This window comes from Streptomyces tubbatahanensis (genome assembly GCF_022699385.1).
Classification (GTDB): Bacteria; Actinomycetota; Actinomycetes; order Streptomycetales; family Streptomycetaceae; genus Streptomyces; species Streptomyces diacarni.
Genome location: NZ_CP093846.1, coordinates 3,867,973 through 3,885,641, shown reverse-complemented (window position 1 = coordinate 3,885,641; position 17,669 = coordinate 3,867,973). Strand labels below are relative to the sequence as shown.

The following is a 17,669-nucleotide window of genomic DNA, read 5'->3' as shown; positions in this document are numbered from 1 at the left end:
GAGTCTTCCTTGTCTGCCGACTGCTATCCGGGATCTTGCGCCGAGGCTTTCACCCCGTCCAACGGATCCTACGGGGCAGACATTCCCGGGCTCGCGACCCCGTGTCACCCGCGCGGGTAGGTCCCCTTGAACAGCACCTCGCCGGGCTGCGGCGGATCGGCGCTGATGCAGGAGGGGTCCACCAGGTAGGCGTCCACCTGTTCCGTGTCACCCCCCTGGTGCGGGAGGACGACCAGGTAGCCGGAGCGGTTCGCGAAGGTGGCCTCCGGGTCGACGGCCAGCGGAGTCTCCGTACGGCCGAGGGCCTCCCGCACGCAGGAGGGGACAGTCGTGCCGCCGCCTCCCAGGTCGTCCCTGAGCGTGTTCTCACCGGTGCTGGGGCTCTTCTTCGTGTCGAGCGAGGGGGAGTCGCTCGGCTCCGAGGGGGACGGGGCGCTCTCGGTGGGAGAGGACGTCGGCTGGTCGGACAGCAGCCGCTGGACGCGCTTGCGCAACTGGCGATCGTCACCGGTGCCGCCGGTCTCGGTCTCGGAGGAGAGGGAGCCGGTGGGGCTCGGGGGCACGCTCGGCACCCGGCCCTCGGGGAGGGACTTGGCGCCGTCCGAGGTGACCTTGGTGCCGGACGAGTCGGAGAGCGCCTGGAGGGTGACCCCGCCGAGGGCCAGCACGGCGGCGGAGGCCGCGACCACCAGCACGGCCCTGCGTCGGCGGCGGGCACGCCGGGTGCCGGCCGCGGCCGCCTCGCGTCCGGGCCCCGCGGCTCCGGGGGCGTGCCCGGGGGGACGGCCGTCTCCCGAGCGACGACCGGACGACGTTTCACGTGAAACCGGCGCCTTCCCGGTACGGGGCAGCGCGGACGGCTCGTCCGGCGCCGTTTCACGGGAACCCGACGCTGTTTCACGTGCTCCCGGCGCCGTTTCACGTGAAACAGCGTCTTCCGTCGCGGCACCTTCCGACGCGGCACCTTCTTGCGCCGCGTCGGCTTCGCTCTCGTCCGGTTCGGCCCCGTCGGGTTCCGCCACCGTGCGCGCCTCTGCCGCCAGTGCCGCGTCGATGCGGGCGGCCACGTCCTCAGGCATCCGCGCGGGGCCGGGGAGCGTACCCAGTGAGGCGCGGATCTCCTCCAGGGAGTCCCGCACCTCGGCGCACAGATCGCACTCCCGCAGATGGGCACGGAGGTCGGGTTCGCGGTCGAGTGGCAGGACGCCCTCGCTGAGTGCGGAGATCTCGGTGACGTCCGGGTGCCCGTCGTACGGGAAAGGAGTGGATGTCATGCCTGTCCTCCTCCCTTCGCTGCCCCGGGTCCTGTGGTGCCGTGCGTGGTGGTCCGCGGTGGGTTCCGCGGCCCTTCTCTCGGTGCTGGGACGGATGCCCCGCTCGCCGGGTTCCCTCCCTTGGTGCCGTTCGTACCCTCCGTGCTCCGCGCAGCCTGTGCGCCGTCCTCCGCTCCGTCGGCGCTCGGGCGCAGGTGCGAGACGAGGGGGAGGAGGCGGGCGCGGCCTCGGGCGCAGCGGCTCTTGACGGTGCCGACGGCCACCTCGAGCACCTCGGCGGCCTCCGCGACGGGATAGCCCTGCATGTCCACCAGGACGAGCGCGGCGCGCTGCTCGGCGGGCAGCTGCGAGAGGGCCGAGACCAGCTCCCTGTGCACGTCGTCCCGCTCGACGGGACCGGCCGCCGACTCCTCGGGCTCCAGTAGCTGCTCCAGCCGCTCGGTGTCGTCGGTGGGCGCCGCGCGGCGCGAGGCCGCCTTGCGGGCGCGGTCCAGGCAGGCGTTGACGGTGATGCGGTGCAGCCAGGTCGTGACGGCGGAACGGCCGCGGAACGTGTGTGCGGCGCGGTAGGCGGAGATCAGCGCGTCCTGCACGGCGTCGGCCGCCTCCTCCCGGTCACCGAGCGTCCGCAGCGCCACGGCCCACAGGCGGTCGCGGTGCCGGCGGACGAGCTCACCGAACGCGTCGGGATCCCCCGCCACGTGCCGGTCGAGGAGGTCCTTGTCGGCTGCCTTGTCGGCTGTCTTGTCGGGTGCCTTGCCGGCTGCCTTGCCCGTTGTCTCGTCCGCTGCCTCGTACCGCTGCCCGGCGTCGGGCGGGGCGGCGCCGCCCCGCCCGACGCCGCCCGTGCGCGGCGGACGGCGCGTCGCGTCGTCGCTCGCCATCGGCCCTCCCCTCACCCGTCGCCCTCCCCGGGAAGGCGGCACCCGCGGCCTCGGCCGCACCCGTCTCGCCCACGGCGGACCGGCCTTCAGCTGAGGACCTGGACCTCCGTGACGCGACCACGGTAGTTGCCGTCGTCCGAGAGCGGGAGCTTGGTGAGCCACACCAGTACGTAGCGGGTCTTGATCGGCTTCTTCGCCTTCAGGGTGAGGTGCTCCCCCGAGCCGCTGGAGACCTTGCTGAAGCTGCCCAGCGACGACGGCATGGCCGAGACGCTGCTCGGCGCGGCCAGGAAGCTCGCCGAGGTCTTGCCGGCGAAGTCGACCTTGAGCCGGCTGACCTGGCGCACCTTGCCCAGGTCGAGCACGAGCCCGGCACCGGACTTGAGATTGCCGAAGTCGGGGCGGCCGATGTAATGGCTGGTGACCCAGGAGGTCCCGGGGTCGCCGTCGATCGCGTTCGGTGCCTTCTCCGGGTTCTCCGAGCCGTCGCCCTGCGGGTCGAAGTCCTTGACGTCCTCGATCTTGACGGGCTTGCCGGTCTGCGCGGAGGTGTCGTGCGCGTGTACCTGCTTGGTGGACTTCTTCGGCGGCGGCTCGCCCTCCAGCAGCGCGTCCGCGACCTGCCAGCTGCCCAGCCCGAGCGCGGCGATCAGCAGCGCCGAGACGCCCCACTTGAGGACCTTGCCGGTACGGCCGGGAAGCGCGGGCGGAGCCGGGGGCTCGGCGCCCGGCCCGTGCGGCGGAACCCGCGCCGCGGCTGCCCTCACGGCACCGGAAGCGGCGTACGCGCCCTGCTGGTAGGTGGTGCGCTGGTACGGCGGGGGCGGGGTGAAGCTCTGCTCCGGCGGGCGGATGCGGGGCAGCGTCGAGACGGCCTTGGCCAGCTCCTCGGGGGTGGCGCAGGGCTGCTCCTGGCGCGAGGCGGTCGCTCCGTCGTTGACCAGCGCCCGCATGGCCAGCGTCGACAGCCCCCGGTGCACGCCCGCGCGGACCTGCTCGGGCGCGACGAGGGTGCTCAGGTCGAGCGAGCCGACACCGGGCAGCCCGTGCGCATCGTCCTCGTACGGCCAGCGCTGGGTGAGCGCCGCGTACAGCAGCGCGCCGATGGCCTCGGTGTCGTCGCGCTGCGGATGGTCGCTGGTGACCCCGCGCAGCGCGGCGTTCACGGCCAGCCCCCGGACGCGGTACTGGCCCATGCCGGTGCGCAGCACGCACGTCGGGTTCAGCCGCAGGTGCGCGAGCCCCTCGCGGTGCGCGGCCGACAGCCCCTGGGCGAGCTGGCCGACGAGCTGGTACGCCTCGTACGCCTCCAGAGGACCGCTGCTGAGCAGCTCGCTGAGCGGCACGGCGTCGGGCAGCCACTCGTGGACGACGTAGACGAGATCGTCCTCCTCGACCGCGTCGAGGACCTGCACGAAGCGCGGGTCGCCCAACAGCGCGGCCGAGCGTGCGGCGGCGAGCACCTGGCGGGCCCGGGAGTGACCGGCGGGCAGCGCGTGCACGCCCACGGCGCGGCGCAGCTTCTCATCGACGGCGCGCCAGCTGCTGAACCCGTCGAGGCGGGTGACGCACTCCTCCAGGCGGTAGCGGCGGGCGAGCTTGTGGCCACTGTGCAGGTCGGGTCCGCGCGTCTCCGCGGACCCTCCGGGGGCTTCGGCCCCCGCCTCGGCGTCGGCGTCGGAGCCGACTCCCGTCTCGATCCCGGCTCCGGGCCCGGCGTCGGCCTCGACTCCGGCGCCCGCCCCGGCTCCGGCGTCAGCCTCGGCTCCGGCCTCGGCGTCGGCTCCGGCCTGGGGCCCGGCCTCGGCTTCCGCCCCGGTCCTGGCGTCGGCTCCCGCCCCGGTCTCGGCGTTGGCTCCCGCCACGGTTGTCGCCTCGGACCCGGACCCGGACCCGGACCCGGCCTCGGCCTCGGCCTCGGTCCTGGCGTCGGCTCCGGCGCCGGTCACGGCGTCGGAGCCGGCTGTCGCCTCGGCCTCCGCCCCGGCTTCCGCCCCCATCCCGGTCCCGGCTGCGGCCTCGGCCTCCGTCCTGGCGCCGGCCTCCGAGCCGGCTCGGGTGTCCGCGCCGGGGCGGGTGTCCGCCCCGGTCCTCGCTTCGGCGTCCGTCCCGGCGTCCGGGCCGGTTCCCGCTTCCATGCCGGGGCGGGTTTCCGTCCCGGGGCGGGGGTCCGCTGTGGTGCTCTGTTCACCGACGCCGGGGTCGGAGCCCTCGGCGCGGGGGTGGGGCGTGTCCTCGGAGTCGGAGCGGGTCCCTGACGGGCCCTCCGCCGCGTCGTCGGGCGTCACGCCGCCGACGGAGGCAACCTCCGGTGCGCGGTCGGCGTCCTCGTCGGGGGTGGCGCCCTTCTTCGGGGACTCCGCGCCCTGTGTGGGTCTTTCGGGTGGCGTGGTGTCGGAGGCTTCCGGCTCGGGAGCCGGGTCGTCGGCGGCCGAGGTGCCCGTGAGAGGGGAAGCCACGGCGTCGCGGCTGTGTCCGTTCGTCGCGTCCGTCGCACCGTCGCTCGTGGCCCCGTCCTGCCGGGCGGCCAGCGGCTTGCCGTTCTCGCCGCTGGTCTCGGCCACGTCGACAGCGGCTGTGCTCCGTTCCGCCACCGTCGTTCCTGCCTCCCCATCCGTAGCGCCGTTTTGCTGGAAACGGCCAAAAACAATTGTGCCTACACCTCGCCGCTATGCACGACACGCGGGGGCGAATGATGGTTGTATACGCCGGTTTCCGCGTCCGGATTTCATCGGCCGAGTCTGGCGCGCACCATCCCGAGCATCGCCGTCATTTCCTCGATGCGCATGCGCTTCGCCGCTAGGACGAAAACCGCGCCCAAAACGATCCCTCCGCCCGCCAGCGCGGCGATGGAACCGAGGGTGCCGCTGCCCAGGACGCGCATGATGCCCCAGGCCGCGGCGCCTGCGGCGAGCGTCGCGGGGATGCTGGCGCCGCCGAGCCGCGTGTACGTACGCACCACGCGCCGCCCGTCCAGGTCGCCGCCCAGCCGGTCGCGCAGGCGGCGCCAGGCGATGCCGACACCGGTGAGGTAGGCGAGCCCGTAGGAAGCGGCCATGCCGACGACGGCCCAGCGGGCGGGCAGCAGCAGGAAGCACAGCGCGGAGGCGGCGGCGTTGACGGCGGCCACTATGACCGTGTTGAAGAAGGGGGTGCGGGTGTCCTCGTACGCGTAGAAGGCACGCAGCACGACGTACTGGACCGAGTAGGGGATCAGGCCGATTCCGAACGCCATCAGCATGTAGCCCATGGAACGGGCTGCGTCTACACCCGCCGAGCCGTAGATCATGGTGCACATGGGGATGCCGAGCGCCAGGAATCCGAAGGCGATGGGCACGATGGCGACGGCCGAGTTGCGCAGCCCCTGGGAGATGTCGTCCCGCACCGCTCCGGGGTCGCCGTCGGCTGCCGCCCGGGAGAGCCGGGGCAGCAGCGCCGCCATCACGGAGACGGTGATGATGGACTGCGGCATCGTCCAGATGAGCTGGGCGTTGGAGTAGGCGATGTAGCCGGTGCCGGAGTCGCCGCCCTCGGCGGCGATGTCACCTGCCCAGGTGGACAGCTGGGAGACGACCAGCACCCCGGCCTGGTTGGCGAGCACGAACAGGATCGTCCACTTGGCCAGCTTGGCGGCCTTGCCCAGACCGTGGCCGCGCCAGTCGAAGCGGGGCCGGATGCGGAAGCCCGCAGCGCGCAGGTAGGGGATCATCGACAGCGCCTGGACGACCAGTCCCAGCAGGGTGCCGATGCCCAGCAGCCGCACGCCCTCTGGCGGGATGCTGGCGACGGTCAGCTTCGAGGTCGAGGCGGTCCCGTAGACCCACAGGAACAGGCTGATGGTGGAGATGATGACGACGTTGTTGAGGACCGGCGTCCACATCATCGCCCCGAAGCGGCCGCGCGCGTTGAGCACCTGGCCCATCACCACGTGGATGCCCATGAAGAAGATCGAGGGCAGGCAGTAGCGTACGAAGGTGACGGTGACCTCGTTGGCCGCCGGGTCCCCCGCCAGCTTGACGGACATCAGCCGCACCAGCAGCGGCGCGGCGAAGACGGCCACGACCGCCAGGATGCCCAGCAGCACGGCGACCAGCGTCAGCAGCCGGTTCGCGTACGCCTGGCCGCCGTCGTCGTCCTCCTTCATCGCGCGCACGAGCTGCGGCACGAAGACCGAGTTCAGGCCGCCGCCGACGCTGAGGATGTAGAGCATCGTCGGAAGGGTGATGGCCAGCTGGTAGCTGTCGCCGAGGGCGGAGGCGCCGAGCGCGGCGACGATCATCGCGGAGCGGATGAAGCCCGTCAGCCGGGAGACCATCGTGCCGGCGGCCATGATGGCGCTGGACTTGAGGAGGCCACCGCCGCCGCCCTTGCCCCCGGAGGGTGCGGGAGCTTCTTCCTCGGAGGCGACGGCGTTGAGGTTGACGGTCTGCGCCGACGGTTCCTCGGCGGCTCCCGGCGCTCCGGGCTCCGGCGGATACGGCTGCGGCGGCTGGGTGGGCTGGGCCCGTCCGGGCTCCTGCTGGGGGGAGCGCACCTGGTTCGCCTGGGGGCTCTGCTGCGCCTGGCGGGTGTGGTGCGGGTGCTGTCCGTGCTGCGGCTGAGGGTGGCCCTGGTCGCGGTAGAGGTGGGCGAAGGCGTCGCCGGGCTGCGGGGCGCCCTGGCCTGTGGTCCGGGGTGCCTGGGGCTGCTCGCCCTGGTACGCCTGTGCCGCGTACGGCTGCTGCCCGTGTGACTGCCCGTGTGACTGCTGGTGGGACTGCTGCCCGTACGGCTGCTGGTACGGCGGTTGCCCCTGCGACTGCTGCTGCCCGTGCGGCGGTTGCCCCTGCGACTGCTGCTGTCCGTGCGACTGCTGTCCGTGCGGCGGCTGCCCTTCGTACGGCTGCGGCGCGTACGGGTCCCGGGGCTGCTGCCCCTGGTAGCGCTGCCACGCCTGCGGGTCCGCGTCCTGCGCCGAGGGGTCCGCGGGCGCGTACGGATCACGGGTGTACACATCCTGTGCGTACGGATCCTCCGGCTGGCCAGAGCCGTCTCCGGGCGTCCGGCCCCGGTCGCCGCCATACGGCGCGTTCATCGTCGCTACCTACCCCTGCCCCTGCTCGCCCGGATGAGTCAACGGTCCACTTTCTCACCCGTGGCCGGGGGGTTGTCGTTTTCCCGGACGGTGTCGTTCCCGTCCCCGTCCGTGTCCCTGTCCGGGGCGCCGGAGTCCCTGCCGCCGTCTGTCGAGTCGCCGGTCGAGTCGCCTGTCGAGGCACCCGACAAGTCGTCTGCCGGGCCGCCCGTCGAGTCGCCTGTCGGGCCGCCGGTCGGGCCGTCCGCAGCGTCTCCCGACGCGTCACCCGACGAGCCACCCGGCGCGTCGCCGTCTCCCGCGCCATCCGACGCGTCGCCGCCGCCGTCACCACCGTCGCTGCCGCCGCCCGGGTCCTTCAGCGGGGCGTCCGGGTCCGGGGCCGGGCCCGACCGCTTGCGCTGGGTGTACATCCTGATCCCGGCCAGCACGATCAGCAGCACGCCGATCGCGATGACCAGCAGCACGGTGGACGTGATGGAGGTCACGTTCACCTGGAACTTCATGACCTTGCCGTAGCGCTCGCCGTCCTCCGTGTAGAGCTGGGCGTACACGTAGGCGCGGCCGTTGTTCTTGGCGGTGGTGTCGAACTTGAGGGACTGGGTGTGTTCGCCGTCGACCTTGACCCGCTTGGCGTCCCCGACGTCCAGGCCGACGCGGCTCGACCGCAGCTCCAGCACGAGCCCGTCGACGCCTTGCGCCAGGTTGTTCTGCACGGTCACGGGGATGGTGGCCTCGCGGCCCGAGAGCGTGATGCCGGACTTGTTGATGAGCTTGACCGCGCCGCGCAGCTCCAGCAGGTAGTCCTCCACCGCGTCGCGGTAGCTCTCGCCTGCGGACGCCCGGCCGCGCCACGCGTTGGAGACCTCACGGTCTATGGCCGTGCTGAACGGCGGCATCACGCGCTCGGGGTCGCTGAGGATCTCCTTGAAGTCCTCCAGACCGTCCTTCGTCTTGCGGACCTGCTCGAAGGCGGCGGTGGGCAGCTCGCTCTTGCGGAGCGTCGAAGGGTAGGAGGAGGGCGCGGGCATCCGGCGCTGGGCGCCCTGGTCCGGCTTGGCCTTCGCGGCGTCGGACAGGCTGCCGGGCGCCGCCCAGCCGCTGTCGCTGAGCGCCTCGACGCCCTCGGCCATCGCCTGCGCCTGGGAGACGCTCGGCATCCGCTGGGGGGCGACGACGACGCTGCGGGTGCGGGAGGGCACCTGGCTCGCCAGCGCGAGGGACTGGGCGGTGAACTGCTGCACGGCGCGCGAGGCGGCCCCGGCCCGGGACAGGTCGCCCTCGAAGGCGGTGGACAGCCGCTCGTCGGCGACCAGCGCGGTGTTGCCGCTGCCGATCGGGCGGGCCGCCGTCGGGCTGTAGGAGAGGCCGGCGTCCCGGACGCTGTCGCTGCGGGCGATCACGTTGTGGGCGCCGGCCGAGGTGGCCACGTCCACGAGGGAGGAGTCGACGGCGCCCTCGTAGGGCCAGGCGAAGTCGGTGCTCGGTTTCACGTGAAGCACCGTCTCGACCGTGTCCTTGGCGAGCCTGGTGGCCTGCCCCAGGGAGCTGAGCGCGCCGGGTACCTTCTGGCCGCGGTGCGCCAGCGACGCCAGGTCGGGATCGGCGAACGGGAGGGCGACGACCTCTTTACCGCGGACGGCCTTCTGCAACTCGTCCAGCCAGCGCTTGGCGTCCTCCTGGCCCTTGCCCGCGACGGTGTCGTCCGGTTCGCCGCCGGGCTTGTGCACCCGGTAGCGGCCCGCCATCATGTCGACGCTGGCCAGCAGGTCGGGGTCGATGACCCAGGTGACGTCGAGGTCCTTGCCGAGTGCGAGCATCTGCTGGAGCCGCCCGCCGGGGGCCAGCTCCTCGGCCAGTTTGTCGTCGCGGAAGACCGGGGTCTGCTGTTCGTCGGACTCGGTGCGCGCGGTCACGTGCGGGGTGGAGATCAGCGGCCACAGGTAGGTGACCCGGGTGGTCGGGCTGCCGGCCTTCTCCTGCCAGGGCAGGAAGGTGCGGCCGATGCCCAGGATCTGTTCGTAGGGGCGGGAGCGGGTCTGCCCGGTGAGGGAGACGCCGAGCTGGTAGACGCCGTCGGAGCCCAGGTGGAGATCGCTGACGGGGATCTTCAGCGTGAACGACCGGGTGATGCCGGAGGCGAGTCCTGACATGCGGGCGCCGTGCCCGCCGGGGACCTCGGTGCCGTCCGCACCCGACAGGTACCCCTGGCGGCGGGACGCCTGCTCGATGGCGCTGCGCGAGCCGAGGCTGGGGCCGATGCGGGGGACGACCTCCAGGCCGCTCAGCGTGGCGCTGCTGGTGTTGGTGACGGTGCCGCTGACGGTGAGGGTGTCGTCGGCGTCGGGGACGGCGGGCGTGACCTCGTTCACGGAGACGCGGGCGCTGCGGGAGCCGCTTCCCTGGGGCGCTTGGGGCGCCCGGGGCGCTGAGGCTGCCGCGGGGGTGGCCGTCCGGGCCGCCTGCCGCGCGGCGGCGGACGCCACGGCGGGCGCGTGGGTGCCGCTCGCCGGGGACGCCTGGGGTGCTGCGGTGGCGGTCCCCGCGGGGAGGAGGAGGGGCCCCGCCAGCACGGGGAGGGCGGCGAGGAGCGCCGCCGTCCGGCGCCGCCAGCGGTTCGTCCCCCTACGGGCAGGGGGAGCCTGACTCTCAGCCGCCTCGGCCACGCGCTCGTCCATCCCGTCGTCCGTCGTCCGTCGTCGTCGCTTGGTGCTGGGTGATGTTGGGTGATGCTGGGTGATGAAGCTGTACTGGGTCGTGCGTTCTGGATCCCTGATGGTAACGATGTCTCACGGACGGAAGTGCCGCGCCGTCCACCACAAGATCACCACGGTGTCCGCCGGGTGTCCGCAGGGCGCGGGGACGCCGCCGCCGGGCGGGCACCCGGTGCGGCAACGTACCCTGTGCTGCTGTGCCGAACGCCATGAGTGACAGCCCCGACCAGCCCCCCGCCACGCCCCTGGACGCCCCGCAGGACGGCCCGGCAGCCGAGCACCTGAGCGAGGTGCAGCGGCGCGCCGTCAGCGAGCTGCTGCGCGTCTCACCGGTGGCGGACGAGCTCGCGCGCCGCTTCCGCGAGGCCGGCTTCCGGCTCGCTCTCGTCGGCGGCTCGGTGCGCGACGCGCTGCTGGGGCGGCTCGGCAACGATCTGGACTTCACCACGGACGCCCGGCCCGAGGACGTGCTGCGGCTGGTGCGGCCGTGGGCGGACGCGGTGTGGGAGGTGGGCATCGCCTTCGGCACGGTGGGGATCAAGAAGTCGGACTTCGTGCTCGAAGTGACGACGTATCGGTCGGAGATCTACGACCGTGCCTCCCGCAAGCCGGAGGTCTCCTACGGCGACACCATCGAGGACGATCTGGTCCGCCGGGACTTCACGGTGAACGCCATGGCGGTCGCACTGCCCGAGAAGGAGTTCGTCGACCCGCACGGCGGCCTGGAGGATCTGGCGGCCCGCAGGCTGCGGACTCCTGGGACGCCGCAGGCCTCCTTCTCCGACGACCCGCTGCGCATGATGCGCGCGGCGCGCTTCGCCGCCCAGCTCGACTTCGAGGTGGCGCCCGAGGTCGTGGACGCCATGGCCGGGATGGCCGACCGCATCGAGATCGTCTCGGCGGAGCGGGTGCGGGACGAGCTGAACAAGCTGCTGCTCGGCCGCTGGCCCCGCAAGGGGCTGCGGCTGCTGGTGGAGACCGGCCTGGCCGCGCGGGTGCTGCCGGAACTGCCCGCGCTGCGCCTGGAGCGGGACGAGCACCACCGGCACAAGGACGTCTACGAGCACTCGCTGACCGTGCTGGACCAGGCGATCGACCTGGAGGAGGAGGGGCCCGACCTCACGCTGCGGCTGGCGGCGCTGCTGCACGACATCGGCAAGCCGAAGACGCGCAGGTTCGAGAAGGACGGCCGGGTCTCCTTCCACCACCACGAGGTGGTGGGCGCGAAGATGACGAAGAAGCGGATGACCGCGCTCAAGTATTCCGGCGAGCTGGTCAAGGACGTCTCACGGCTGGTGGAGCTGCATCTGCGCTTCCACGGATACGGCACAGGGGAGTGGACGGACTCGGCGGTGCGCCGCTACGTACGGGACGCCGGGCCACTGCTGAGCCGGCTGCACAAGCTGACGCGCTCGGACTGCACGACCCGCAACAAGCGCAAGGCCCAGGCGCTCTCGCGCGCGTACGACGGTCTGGAGGAGCGGATCGCGCGGCTCCAGGAGCAGGAGGAGCTGGACGCGATCCGGCCCGACCTCGACGGCAACGAGATCATGCGCGAGCTCGGCGTGGAGCCGGGGCCCGTGGTGGGGAAGGCGTACAAGCACCTGCTGGAGCTGCGCCTGGAGCACGGGCCGCTGGGATACGACGACGCTGTGGCGGAGCTCAGGAAGTGGTGGGCCCGGCAGGAGGGCTGACCTGCCGGCCCCCCGGGCCCTGCCCCGTCTCCGGGCGCCCTGGTCCTTCTCCGGTGCCCAGGGCCCGTCCCACGCCTTCGTCCTGTCCCGCGCCCTGTTCCCGTTCCTCGCCCTGGCGCGTGCGGTCGGGCGCCGGTGTTTCACGTGAAACCCGCGAGACGGCCAGCGCGAGGGCGGCGTACAGCACGGCCACCCCGAGGACGACGACGGCGGAGCGCCCGTCGGGCGGCAGCAGCACAGCGGCCACCGCGGCAGCGCCGACGTAGGCGACGTTGTAGAGCATGTCGTAGAGGGAGAAGACCCGGCCGCGGAAGGCATCGTCCACCGAGGTCTGTACCGCGGTGTCGGTGGCGATCTTGGCGGCCTGGGTGACGAGGCCCAGCAGGAAGGCGGCGGCCAGTACCGGCCCCGGCGTGAAGGTCAGCCCCAGCGCGGGCTCCAGCACCGCGGCGGCCCCCGCGCACAGTGCCATCCAGCCGAAGACCCCCCACCGGCCCACGGCCGTCGGCGTGAGCACGGCGGCGGCGAAGAAGCCGAGCCCGGACAGGCCGAGCGCGAGCCCCAGCAGGCCCAGGCCACCGTCCGCGGAGCCGTCACCGCTCCACGCGTACCGGCACAACATCAGCACCGTCACCGTCAGCGCGCCGTAGCAGAATCGCATCAGCGTGGCGACGGTGAGGGCGTAGGCCGGCGTCCGGCGCGCCCCGAGGTGGCGGAGCCCGGCCAGCAGACCGCGGGCCGTACTGGCGACGGCGGCCAGGACGCGGGGCTGCACGGCGGTCGGGTCGGGGCCGAGCAGGTCTCTGGCCATCCGCAGCGAGGCCAGGGCGCCCAGCAGATAGAGGGCGGCCCCGGTCAGCAGGACGAGGCTGTCGGCCTCCCGCCCGGTGCCGGGGGCGAGGGAGCGCACCACGAAGGCGACCCCGCCGCCCAGGGTGGCGGCGAGTGTGCCGGCGGTCGGGGAGAGGGAGTTGGCGATCACGAGGCGTTCTCCGTCCACCACGCGGGGCAGCGCGGCGGACAGCCCGGCCAGTACGAAGCGGTTGACGGCGGTGACGGTGAGCGCGGAGAGGAAGACCAGCCAGTCCGGTACGGCTCCCAGGACGAACGCCGCCGTGAGGGCCGCCAGAGCGGTGCGCAGCATGTTGCCGAAGAAGAGCACCTGGCGGCGCCGCCAGCGGTCCAGCAGGACACCGGCGAAGGGGCCCAGGAGCGAGTACGGCAGCAGCAGCACCGCCATGGCGGAGGCGATCGCCGCGGGCGAGGTCTCCTTCTCGGGGGAGAAGACCACGTACGCCGCCAGCGCGATCTGGTAGACGCCGTCGGCGAGCTGGGAGAGCAGCCGTACCGTCAACAGCCGTCGGAAGTCGGGAAAGCGGAGCAGAGTACGCAGGTCGCGGGCGACGGACATGGGGACAGCCTCACACAGCAACGCCGGAGTGCGATGGTTTCACGTGAAACACGGGCGACGGACGCGGCGTCGTCACTCCCGCGTCCTCACTCCCACGTCCTCACTCCCACGTCGTCACTCCCACCGCGCCGTCCCCCACCGCACGGTGCGCCGTTGCCGCGTGGCAGTGGCAGTGGCAGTGGCAGTGGCAGTGGCAGTGCCAGTGGCAGACGTGACGGCGGCGGCGGTGGAGGGGTCGGCGAAGGCGGCGTGGCGGCGGGAGGGGGCGGGCACGAGCGGGCCGAGGGCGAAGACGTCGGGTGCCCGGTCCAGCACGCCGCCGCCGGGGTCGTCGGAACCGTCGTCCCTGCGTACGGGGTCCACCTCGGGCCGCAGGGCGTCGCGGACGATCACCACGCACAGGTAGAGCGTCCCCAACAGGTGGGCCAGGATGACGAGTTGGTAGCCGTCCTCGGGGAGCCCCTGGCGTTCGTCGCCGCTGGAGGTGTAGGCGAGGTACATCCAGATGCCCAGGAAGTAGACGACCTCGCAGCCCTGCCAGATGAGGAAGTCCCGCCACTTGGGGCGGGCGAGGGCGGCCAGCGGGATCAGCCACAGGACGTACTGCGGGGAGTAGACCTTGTTGGTGAGGACGAAGAGGGCGATCACCAGGAAGGAGAGCTGCGCGAACCGGGGCCGCCTGGGGGCGCACAGGGCCAGCGCGGCGATCGCGGCGCAGCCCAGCACCATCAGGACGATGGCGTAGAGGTTGGCCTCTTCGAACTCCCGTCCGGTTCGCTGCTGGAGGATCAGCCACAGCGAGCCGAAGTCGACGGGGCGCTCCTGACTGAAGGTGTAGAACTTCGCCCAGCCGGCCGGGGACGCCACCATCACCGGCACGTTCACCACCAGCCACGAGACGGCCGCACCAGCCGTCACCCGCCCGAAGGCGCCCCAGCGCCCCGCACGCCAGCACAGCACCAGCAGCGGGCCCAGCAGCAGCGCCGGATAGAGCTTGGCCGCGGTCGCCAGGCCGATCAGCACGCCGGCGGCCAGCGGACGCGAGCGTGCCCACAGCAGCATCCCCGCGGCCGTCATGGCGACGGCCAGCAGGTCCCAGTTGACCGTGGCGGTCAGCGCGAGCCCCGGCGCGAGGGCCACGAGCATGCCGTCCCAGGGCCGGTTGCGGTGGGTGCGCACCACGCAGGTGACCAGCGCGGCCGCACAGACCGCGAGCATCCCCGCGTTGATCAGCCAGTAGGTCTTCTCGTCCTGCACCAGCGCGTCCCCGCCAGGGGTCAGCACGCTCGCGAACTGCATGAACGCTCCGGTGAGCACGGGGTACTCCAGGTACTCCATGCCGCCGGAGATCCGTTCGGGGATACGGTCCAGGTAGGGGACGAGTCCCTCGGCGAAGCCGCGTCCGTTGTACAGGTGCGGGATGTCGGAGTAGCAGGCGTGCACGTACTGCGCGGCCTGCCCGGAGAACCAGCCGCCGCCGAAGCAGGGCGCCTTCTGGAGCATCCCGAGCACGAACATCCCCAGCGTGACGACGAGCACCGTGCGCAGCGGCGTCCACCAGCTCGTGCCGTGAACGGCGCGCCGTCCTGCGCGCCCCCCGGCCACTTCGCTCGCCGCCGTCGCCACCTCGTCCTGGTCCGTGGGGCGGACGGACGTCTCCTCGGCGGGGCGGGCGGCGTGCTGTGGGGGTGGTTTCGGAGCGGGGGTTGGATCGGTGGGGGCGCTCGTCATGGGCCACATCCTCCCGCACCCGCCTCGCCGGAAGGGCAACCCGTCCCTCGTGCGCTCCTTCGCCCGGTGCACACGAGTTTCCCGCGCCACGGGGAAGGCCCCGGCTCGGTGTCCGAGCCGGGGCCTTCCCCGTCACTGTCCGGTGGCTTCGCAAGGGGGAGCGACGTTCACTCCCTGCGGCCGTTGGGGCCCGCGATCCAGTTTCCGGGGTCTCCCGTATCTCCCGTGTCGCCGGAGTCCCCGCCCGGGTCTCCGCCGGGCCCTCCGTTGTCGTTGCCCCCGTCGGGATCGCCGCCGCCTCCGTCCTGGCCGTTGTCGTCGTCGCACGTGGGGTCGAGCGGCGGGCAACTGGTGTTGGACTCCGACGGCGACTCGGACGGCGACTCGGACGGCGATTCGGACGGGCTCTCGCTGGGATCCTTCGTCGGCGACGGAGGCGGCGACGTCTCCGTGGGGGTCGGGTCGGGGCTCGCACCCGGCCCGTAGACCTTCTCACCGATGGGCTCCGCCTTGGGGAAGTTCTGCACGCTCGTACCCTTGAGCGCGTCCTTCATGTACGCGGTCCAGATCTCGGCGGGGAAGGACGCACCGTGGATCTTCTTCTGACCACCGGTGCCGAACATCTTCAGGAACTTGCGGTTCTTGACCGAGGCGTCGTCGTTGAGGCGCCACATGCCCACGGCTGTCGACAGCTTCGGGGTGTACCCGACGAACCACGCCGACTTGTTGCCGTCCGTCGTACCCGTCTTGCCGGCCGAGGGACGGCCCAGGCCCTGGGCCACGCTGCCGGTACCGCCCGGCGCGGTGACGTCGGTGAGCACGTCGGTGACGTTGTTGGCCACCTGCGGGGTGAACGCCTGCTCCTTTTTGTGCGTCGGCAGGGAGAGCTTCTCGCCCTTCTGGCCGATGACCTTCTTGACCGAGTACAGGTCGTTGCGCTTGCCCTCGGCGGCGAAGGTGCCGTAGGCACCCGCCATGCGGATCGCGCTCGGGGTGGAGATACCGAGGGAGAAGGAGGGGCTGTTCGACTGGTTGAGGCTGGAGTCCAGCAGCCCCGCCTCCTCGGCGCTCGAGCGCACGGTGGGGATGCCGATATCCATGCCGAGCTGCACGTACGGCGAGTTCACCGAGAGCTTCATGGCCTCGCGCAGGTTGATCCGGTAGCCGTCGTCCTTGTCGCCGTAGTCGTGGCCGCCGTCGTTGGTCTGGCGCCAGTACTCGCCTTCCTTGTTCTTCCAGATCTCCCCGTCGTAGTCGCGGATCAGCAGCTTGTTGCGGCCGTCGTAGTAGCTGGTGTCCGGGTTGACCAGGTGGCGCATGTCCGCCGACTGCGTCGCGGGGCCGTTGCGGTCCCGCACGCCCTCGCTCATGGCCGAGGCCAGCACGAAGGGCTTGAACGTCGAGCCGACGGGCACACCGGTGTCGTCGGCGTTGTTGGTGAAGTGCTCGATGTAGTCCTTGCCGCCGTAGATCGCCACGATCTGCCCGTCCGACGGGCTGACGGAGGCGCCGCCGAACTGGACGTGCGAGTCCAGGTCGGGCCGCTTCTTCGGGTCGATGTTCTCCTTGTAGACCTTGTTGACCGAGTCCCGCAGCGCGAGCGTCTTCTTCTTGTCGAAGGTCGTGGTGATCTGGTAGCCGCCGCGGTTGAGCTCCTCGCGGGTGAGGACGTCGTTGTTGACCAGGTACCTGTTGGCCAGGTCGATCATGTAGCCCTTCTGGCCCCGCTTGTCCATCGCCTTCTTCGGCGGCTTGATGGTGGGCAGGCCGTCGGCGAGGACCTTCTTCGCGTCGGACTTCTTCATCTTGCCGATCTCCACCTCGCGGTGGATGACCGAGCGCCACTTCTTCAGCGAACGGGCCCTGTTCGCCTCCTGGTCGCCCTCGTAGGGGTCGTACAGGGCGGCTCCGTTCAGCAGCGTCGTCAGGTAGGCGCCCTCCGCGGCGTCGATGTCCGCGACGTCCTTGCCGAAGTACGCCTGGGAGGCCGCCTGGACACCGAACGCGCCGCGGCCGAAGTAGGCGGTGTTGAGGTAGCCCTCCAGGATCTCGCCCTTGTCCATCGTGGCGCCGGCCTTGATGGAGATGAACAGCTCCGTGACCTTGCGCTTGATGGTCTGGTCCTGGGTCAGGTAGTTGTTCTTGACGAACTGCTGGGTGATCGTCGAGCCGCCCTGGGTGTCACCGCCGGTCGCCATGTTGAAGGCCGCGCGCGCGATGCCCATCGGGTCGACGCCCGAGTCCTCCCAGAACGTCTCGTTCTCCGAGGCGACCACCGCCTGCTGGAGAGGCTTGGGCATCTGGCTCAGCGAGACGTTCTGCCGGTTCTTCTCGCCCTCGGCACCCGCCACGGCCATCCGGTCGCCGTTGGACCAGTAGTAGACGTTCGTCTGCGAGCGGGCGTCGGCCTTGGCCTGGTCGGGGACCTCCACCATCCACAGCCCGATGGCGAAGGCGACGATGAGGAGCCCGAGGAAGCCGAGGGAGGAGCCGGTCACCAGCTTCCAGGACGGCAGCCAGCGCCGCACGCCCGACTTGTTCGCCCGCGGGTAGTCGATGAAGCGCTTGCGCTCGGGGCCACCGCGCCCGCGCCCACCACCGGCCCGGCGGCCGCTTTGGGCGCCGACCGCGGCAGAGGCGGCGCGCCGCCGTCCGCCGCCCTGGGCGGCCTTGCGTGCCGCCGCGCGCCCCTGGTACGCCTCCGGCTCGCTCCGTTCGCCGTACGCGTCACCAGAGGCGGAGGCCGACCCTCCGCCGTGGCCGCGCGGAGCCGCCCGGCGTCCGGAGGACGGTGGCGGCTGGGCCGCGCGACGGCCGCGCCCCTGCGGCGGCTTTCGACGGTTTCCGCTCATTGGAACAGCTACTCCTCGGGCAGGCGGCCGTAGCG

9 protein-coding genes are annotated in these 17,669 nt (G+C 72.2%); 1 reads left to right on the top strand and 8 read right to left on the bottom strand.

What is annotated here, in order from left to right:
* Positions 1-104 precede the first annotated feature (104 nt).
* The 5 genes from MMF93_RS16645 to MMF93_RS16625 form a co-directional block, all read right to left on the bottom strand.
* Positions 105-1,274 carry a hypothetical protein gene (locus MMF93_RS16645; RefSeq protein ID WP_242752377.1) on the bottom strand — a complete coding sequence of 390 codons (1,170 nt, stop codon included), beginning with the start codon at positions 1,272-1,274 and terminating at the stop codon, positions 105-107.
* Positions 1,271-2,158, bottom strand: coding sequence for an RNA polymerase sigma factor SigM (gene sigM / locus MMF93_RS16640; RefSeq protein WP_242752374.1), 888 nt, complete (start codon positions 2,156-2,158; stop codon positions 1,271-1,273). The genes MMF93_RS16645 and sigM overlap by 4 nt, the downstream gene beginning before the upstream one ends.
* A gap of 86 nt (positions 2,159-2,244) precedes the next feature.
* Positions 2,245-4,158 carry a hypothetical protein gene (locus MMF93_RS16635; RefSeq protein WP_423835615.1) on the bottom strand — a complete coding sequence of 638 codons (1,914 nt, stop codon included), beginning with the start codon at positions 4,156-4,158 and terminating at the stop codon, positions 2,245-2,247.
* A 728-nt stretch (positions 4,159-4,886) separates the two neighbouring features.
* Positions 4,887-7,232 carry a murein biosynthesis integral membrane protein MurJ gene (gene murJ / locus MMF93_RS16630; protein ID WP_242752371.1) on the bottom strand — a complete coding sequence of 782 codons (2,346 nt, stop codon included), beginning with the start codon at positions 7,230-7,232 and terminating at the stop codon, positions 4,887-4,889.
* A gap of 38 nt (positions 7,233-7,270) precedes the next feature.
* Positions 7,271-9,898 (bottom strand): DUF6049 family protein, encoded by a 2,628-nt coding sequence (locus tag MMF93_RS16625; protein ID WP_423835614.1) that lies wholly within the window; start codon positions 9,896-9,898, stop codon positions 7,271-7,273.
* 245 nt (positions 9,899-10,143) lie between these two features.
* Here MMF93_RS16625 and MMF93_RS16620 point away from each other — a divergent pair, with 245 nt between their 5' ends.
* On the top strand, positions 10,144-11,640 hold the full coding sequence (locus tag MMF93_RS16620) for a CCA tRNA nucleotidyltransferase (protein WP_423835453.1): 1,497 nt from the start codon (positions 10,144-10,146) through the stop codon (positions 11,638-11,640).
* Here the strand turns inward: MMF93_RS16620 and MMF93_RS16615 are convergent.
* From MMF93_RS16615 to MMF93_RS16605, 3 genes are all read right to left on the bottom strand, one after another.
* Positions 11,609-13,051, bottom strand: coding sequence for an MFS transporter (locus tag MMF93_RS16615; protein ID WP_242752365.1), 1,443 nt, complete (start codon positions 13,049-13,051; stop codon positions 11,609-11,611). The genes MMF93_RS16620 and MMF93_RS16615 overlap by 32 nt on opposite strands.
* A gap of 114 nt (positions 13,052-13,165) precedes the next feature.
* A complete protein-coding gene (locus tag MMF93_RS16610; protein WP_423835452.1) occupies positions 13,166-14,782 on the bottom strand; it encodes a glycosyltransferase family 87 protein in 1,617 nt (538 codons plus the stop codon).
* 167 nt (positions 14,783-14,949) lie between these two features.
* A complete protein-coding gene (locus tag MMF93_RS16605; protein ID WP_242752361.1) occupies positions 14,950-17,634 on the bottom strand; it encodes a transglycosylase domain-containing protein in 2,685 nt (894 codons plus the stop codon).
* Positions 17,635-17,669 lie beyond the last annotated feature (35 nt).

Bases quoted from the DNA above. Each gene is read 5' to 3' on its own strand.
- MMF93_RS16635 (WP_423835615.1), bottom strand. From the start codon at position 4,158: ATGGGGGCGGAAGCCGGGGCGGAGGCCGAGGCGACAGCCGGCTCCGAC.
- MMF93_RS16610 (WP_423835452.1), bottom strand. From the start codon at position 14,782: ATGACGAGCGCCCCCACCGATCCAACCCCCGCTCCGAAACCACCCCCA.
- MMF93_RS16615 (WP_242752365.1), bottom strand. From the start codon at position 13,051: ATGTCCGTCGCCCGCGACCTGCGTACTCTGCTCCGCTTTCCCGACTTC.
- murJ (WP_242752371.1), bottom strand. From the start codon at position 7,232: ATGAACGCGCCGTATGGCGGCGACCGGGGCCGGACGCCCGGAGACGGC.
- MMF93_RS16605 (WP_242752361.1), bottom strand. From the start codon at position 17,634: ATGAGCGGAAACCGTCGAAAGCCGCCGCAGGGGCGCGGCCGTCGCGCG.
- sigM (WP_242752374.1), bottom strand. From the start codon at position 2,158: ATGGCGAGCGACGACGCGACGCGCCGTCCGCCGCGCACGGGCGGCGTC.
- MMF93_RS16645 (WP_242752377.1), bottom strand. From the start codon at position 1,274: ATGACATCCACTCCTTTCCCGTACGACGGGCACCCGGACGTCACCGAG.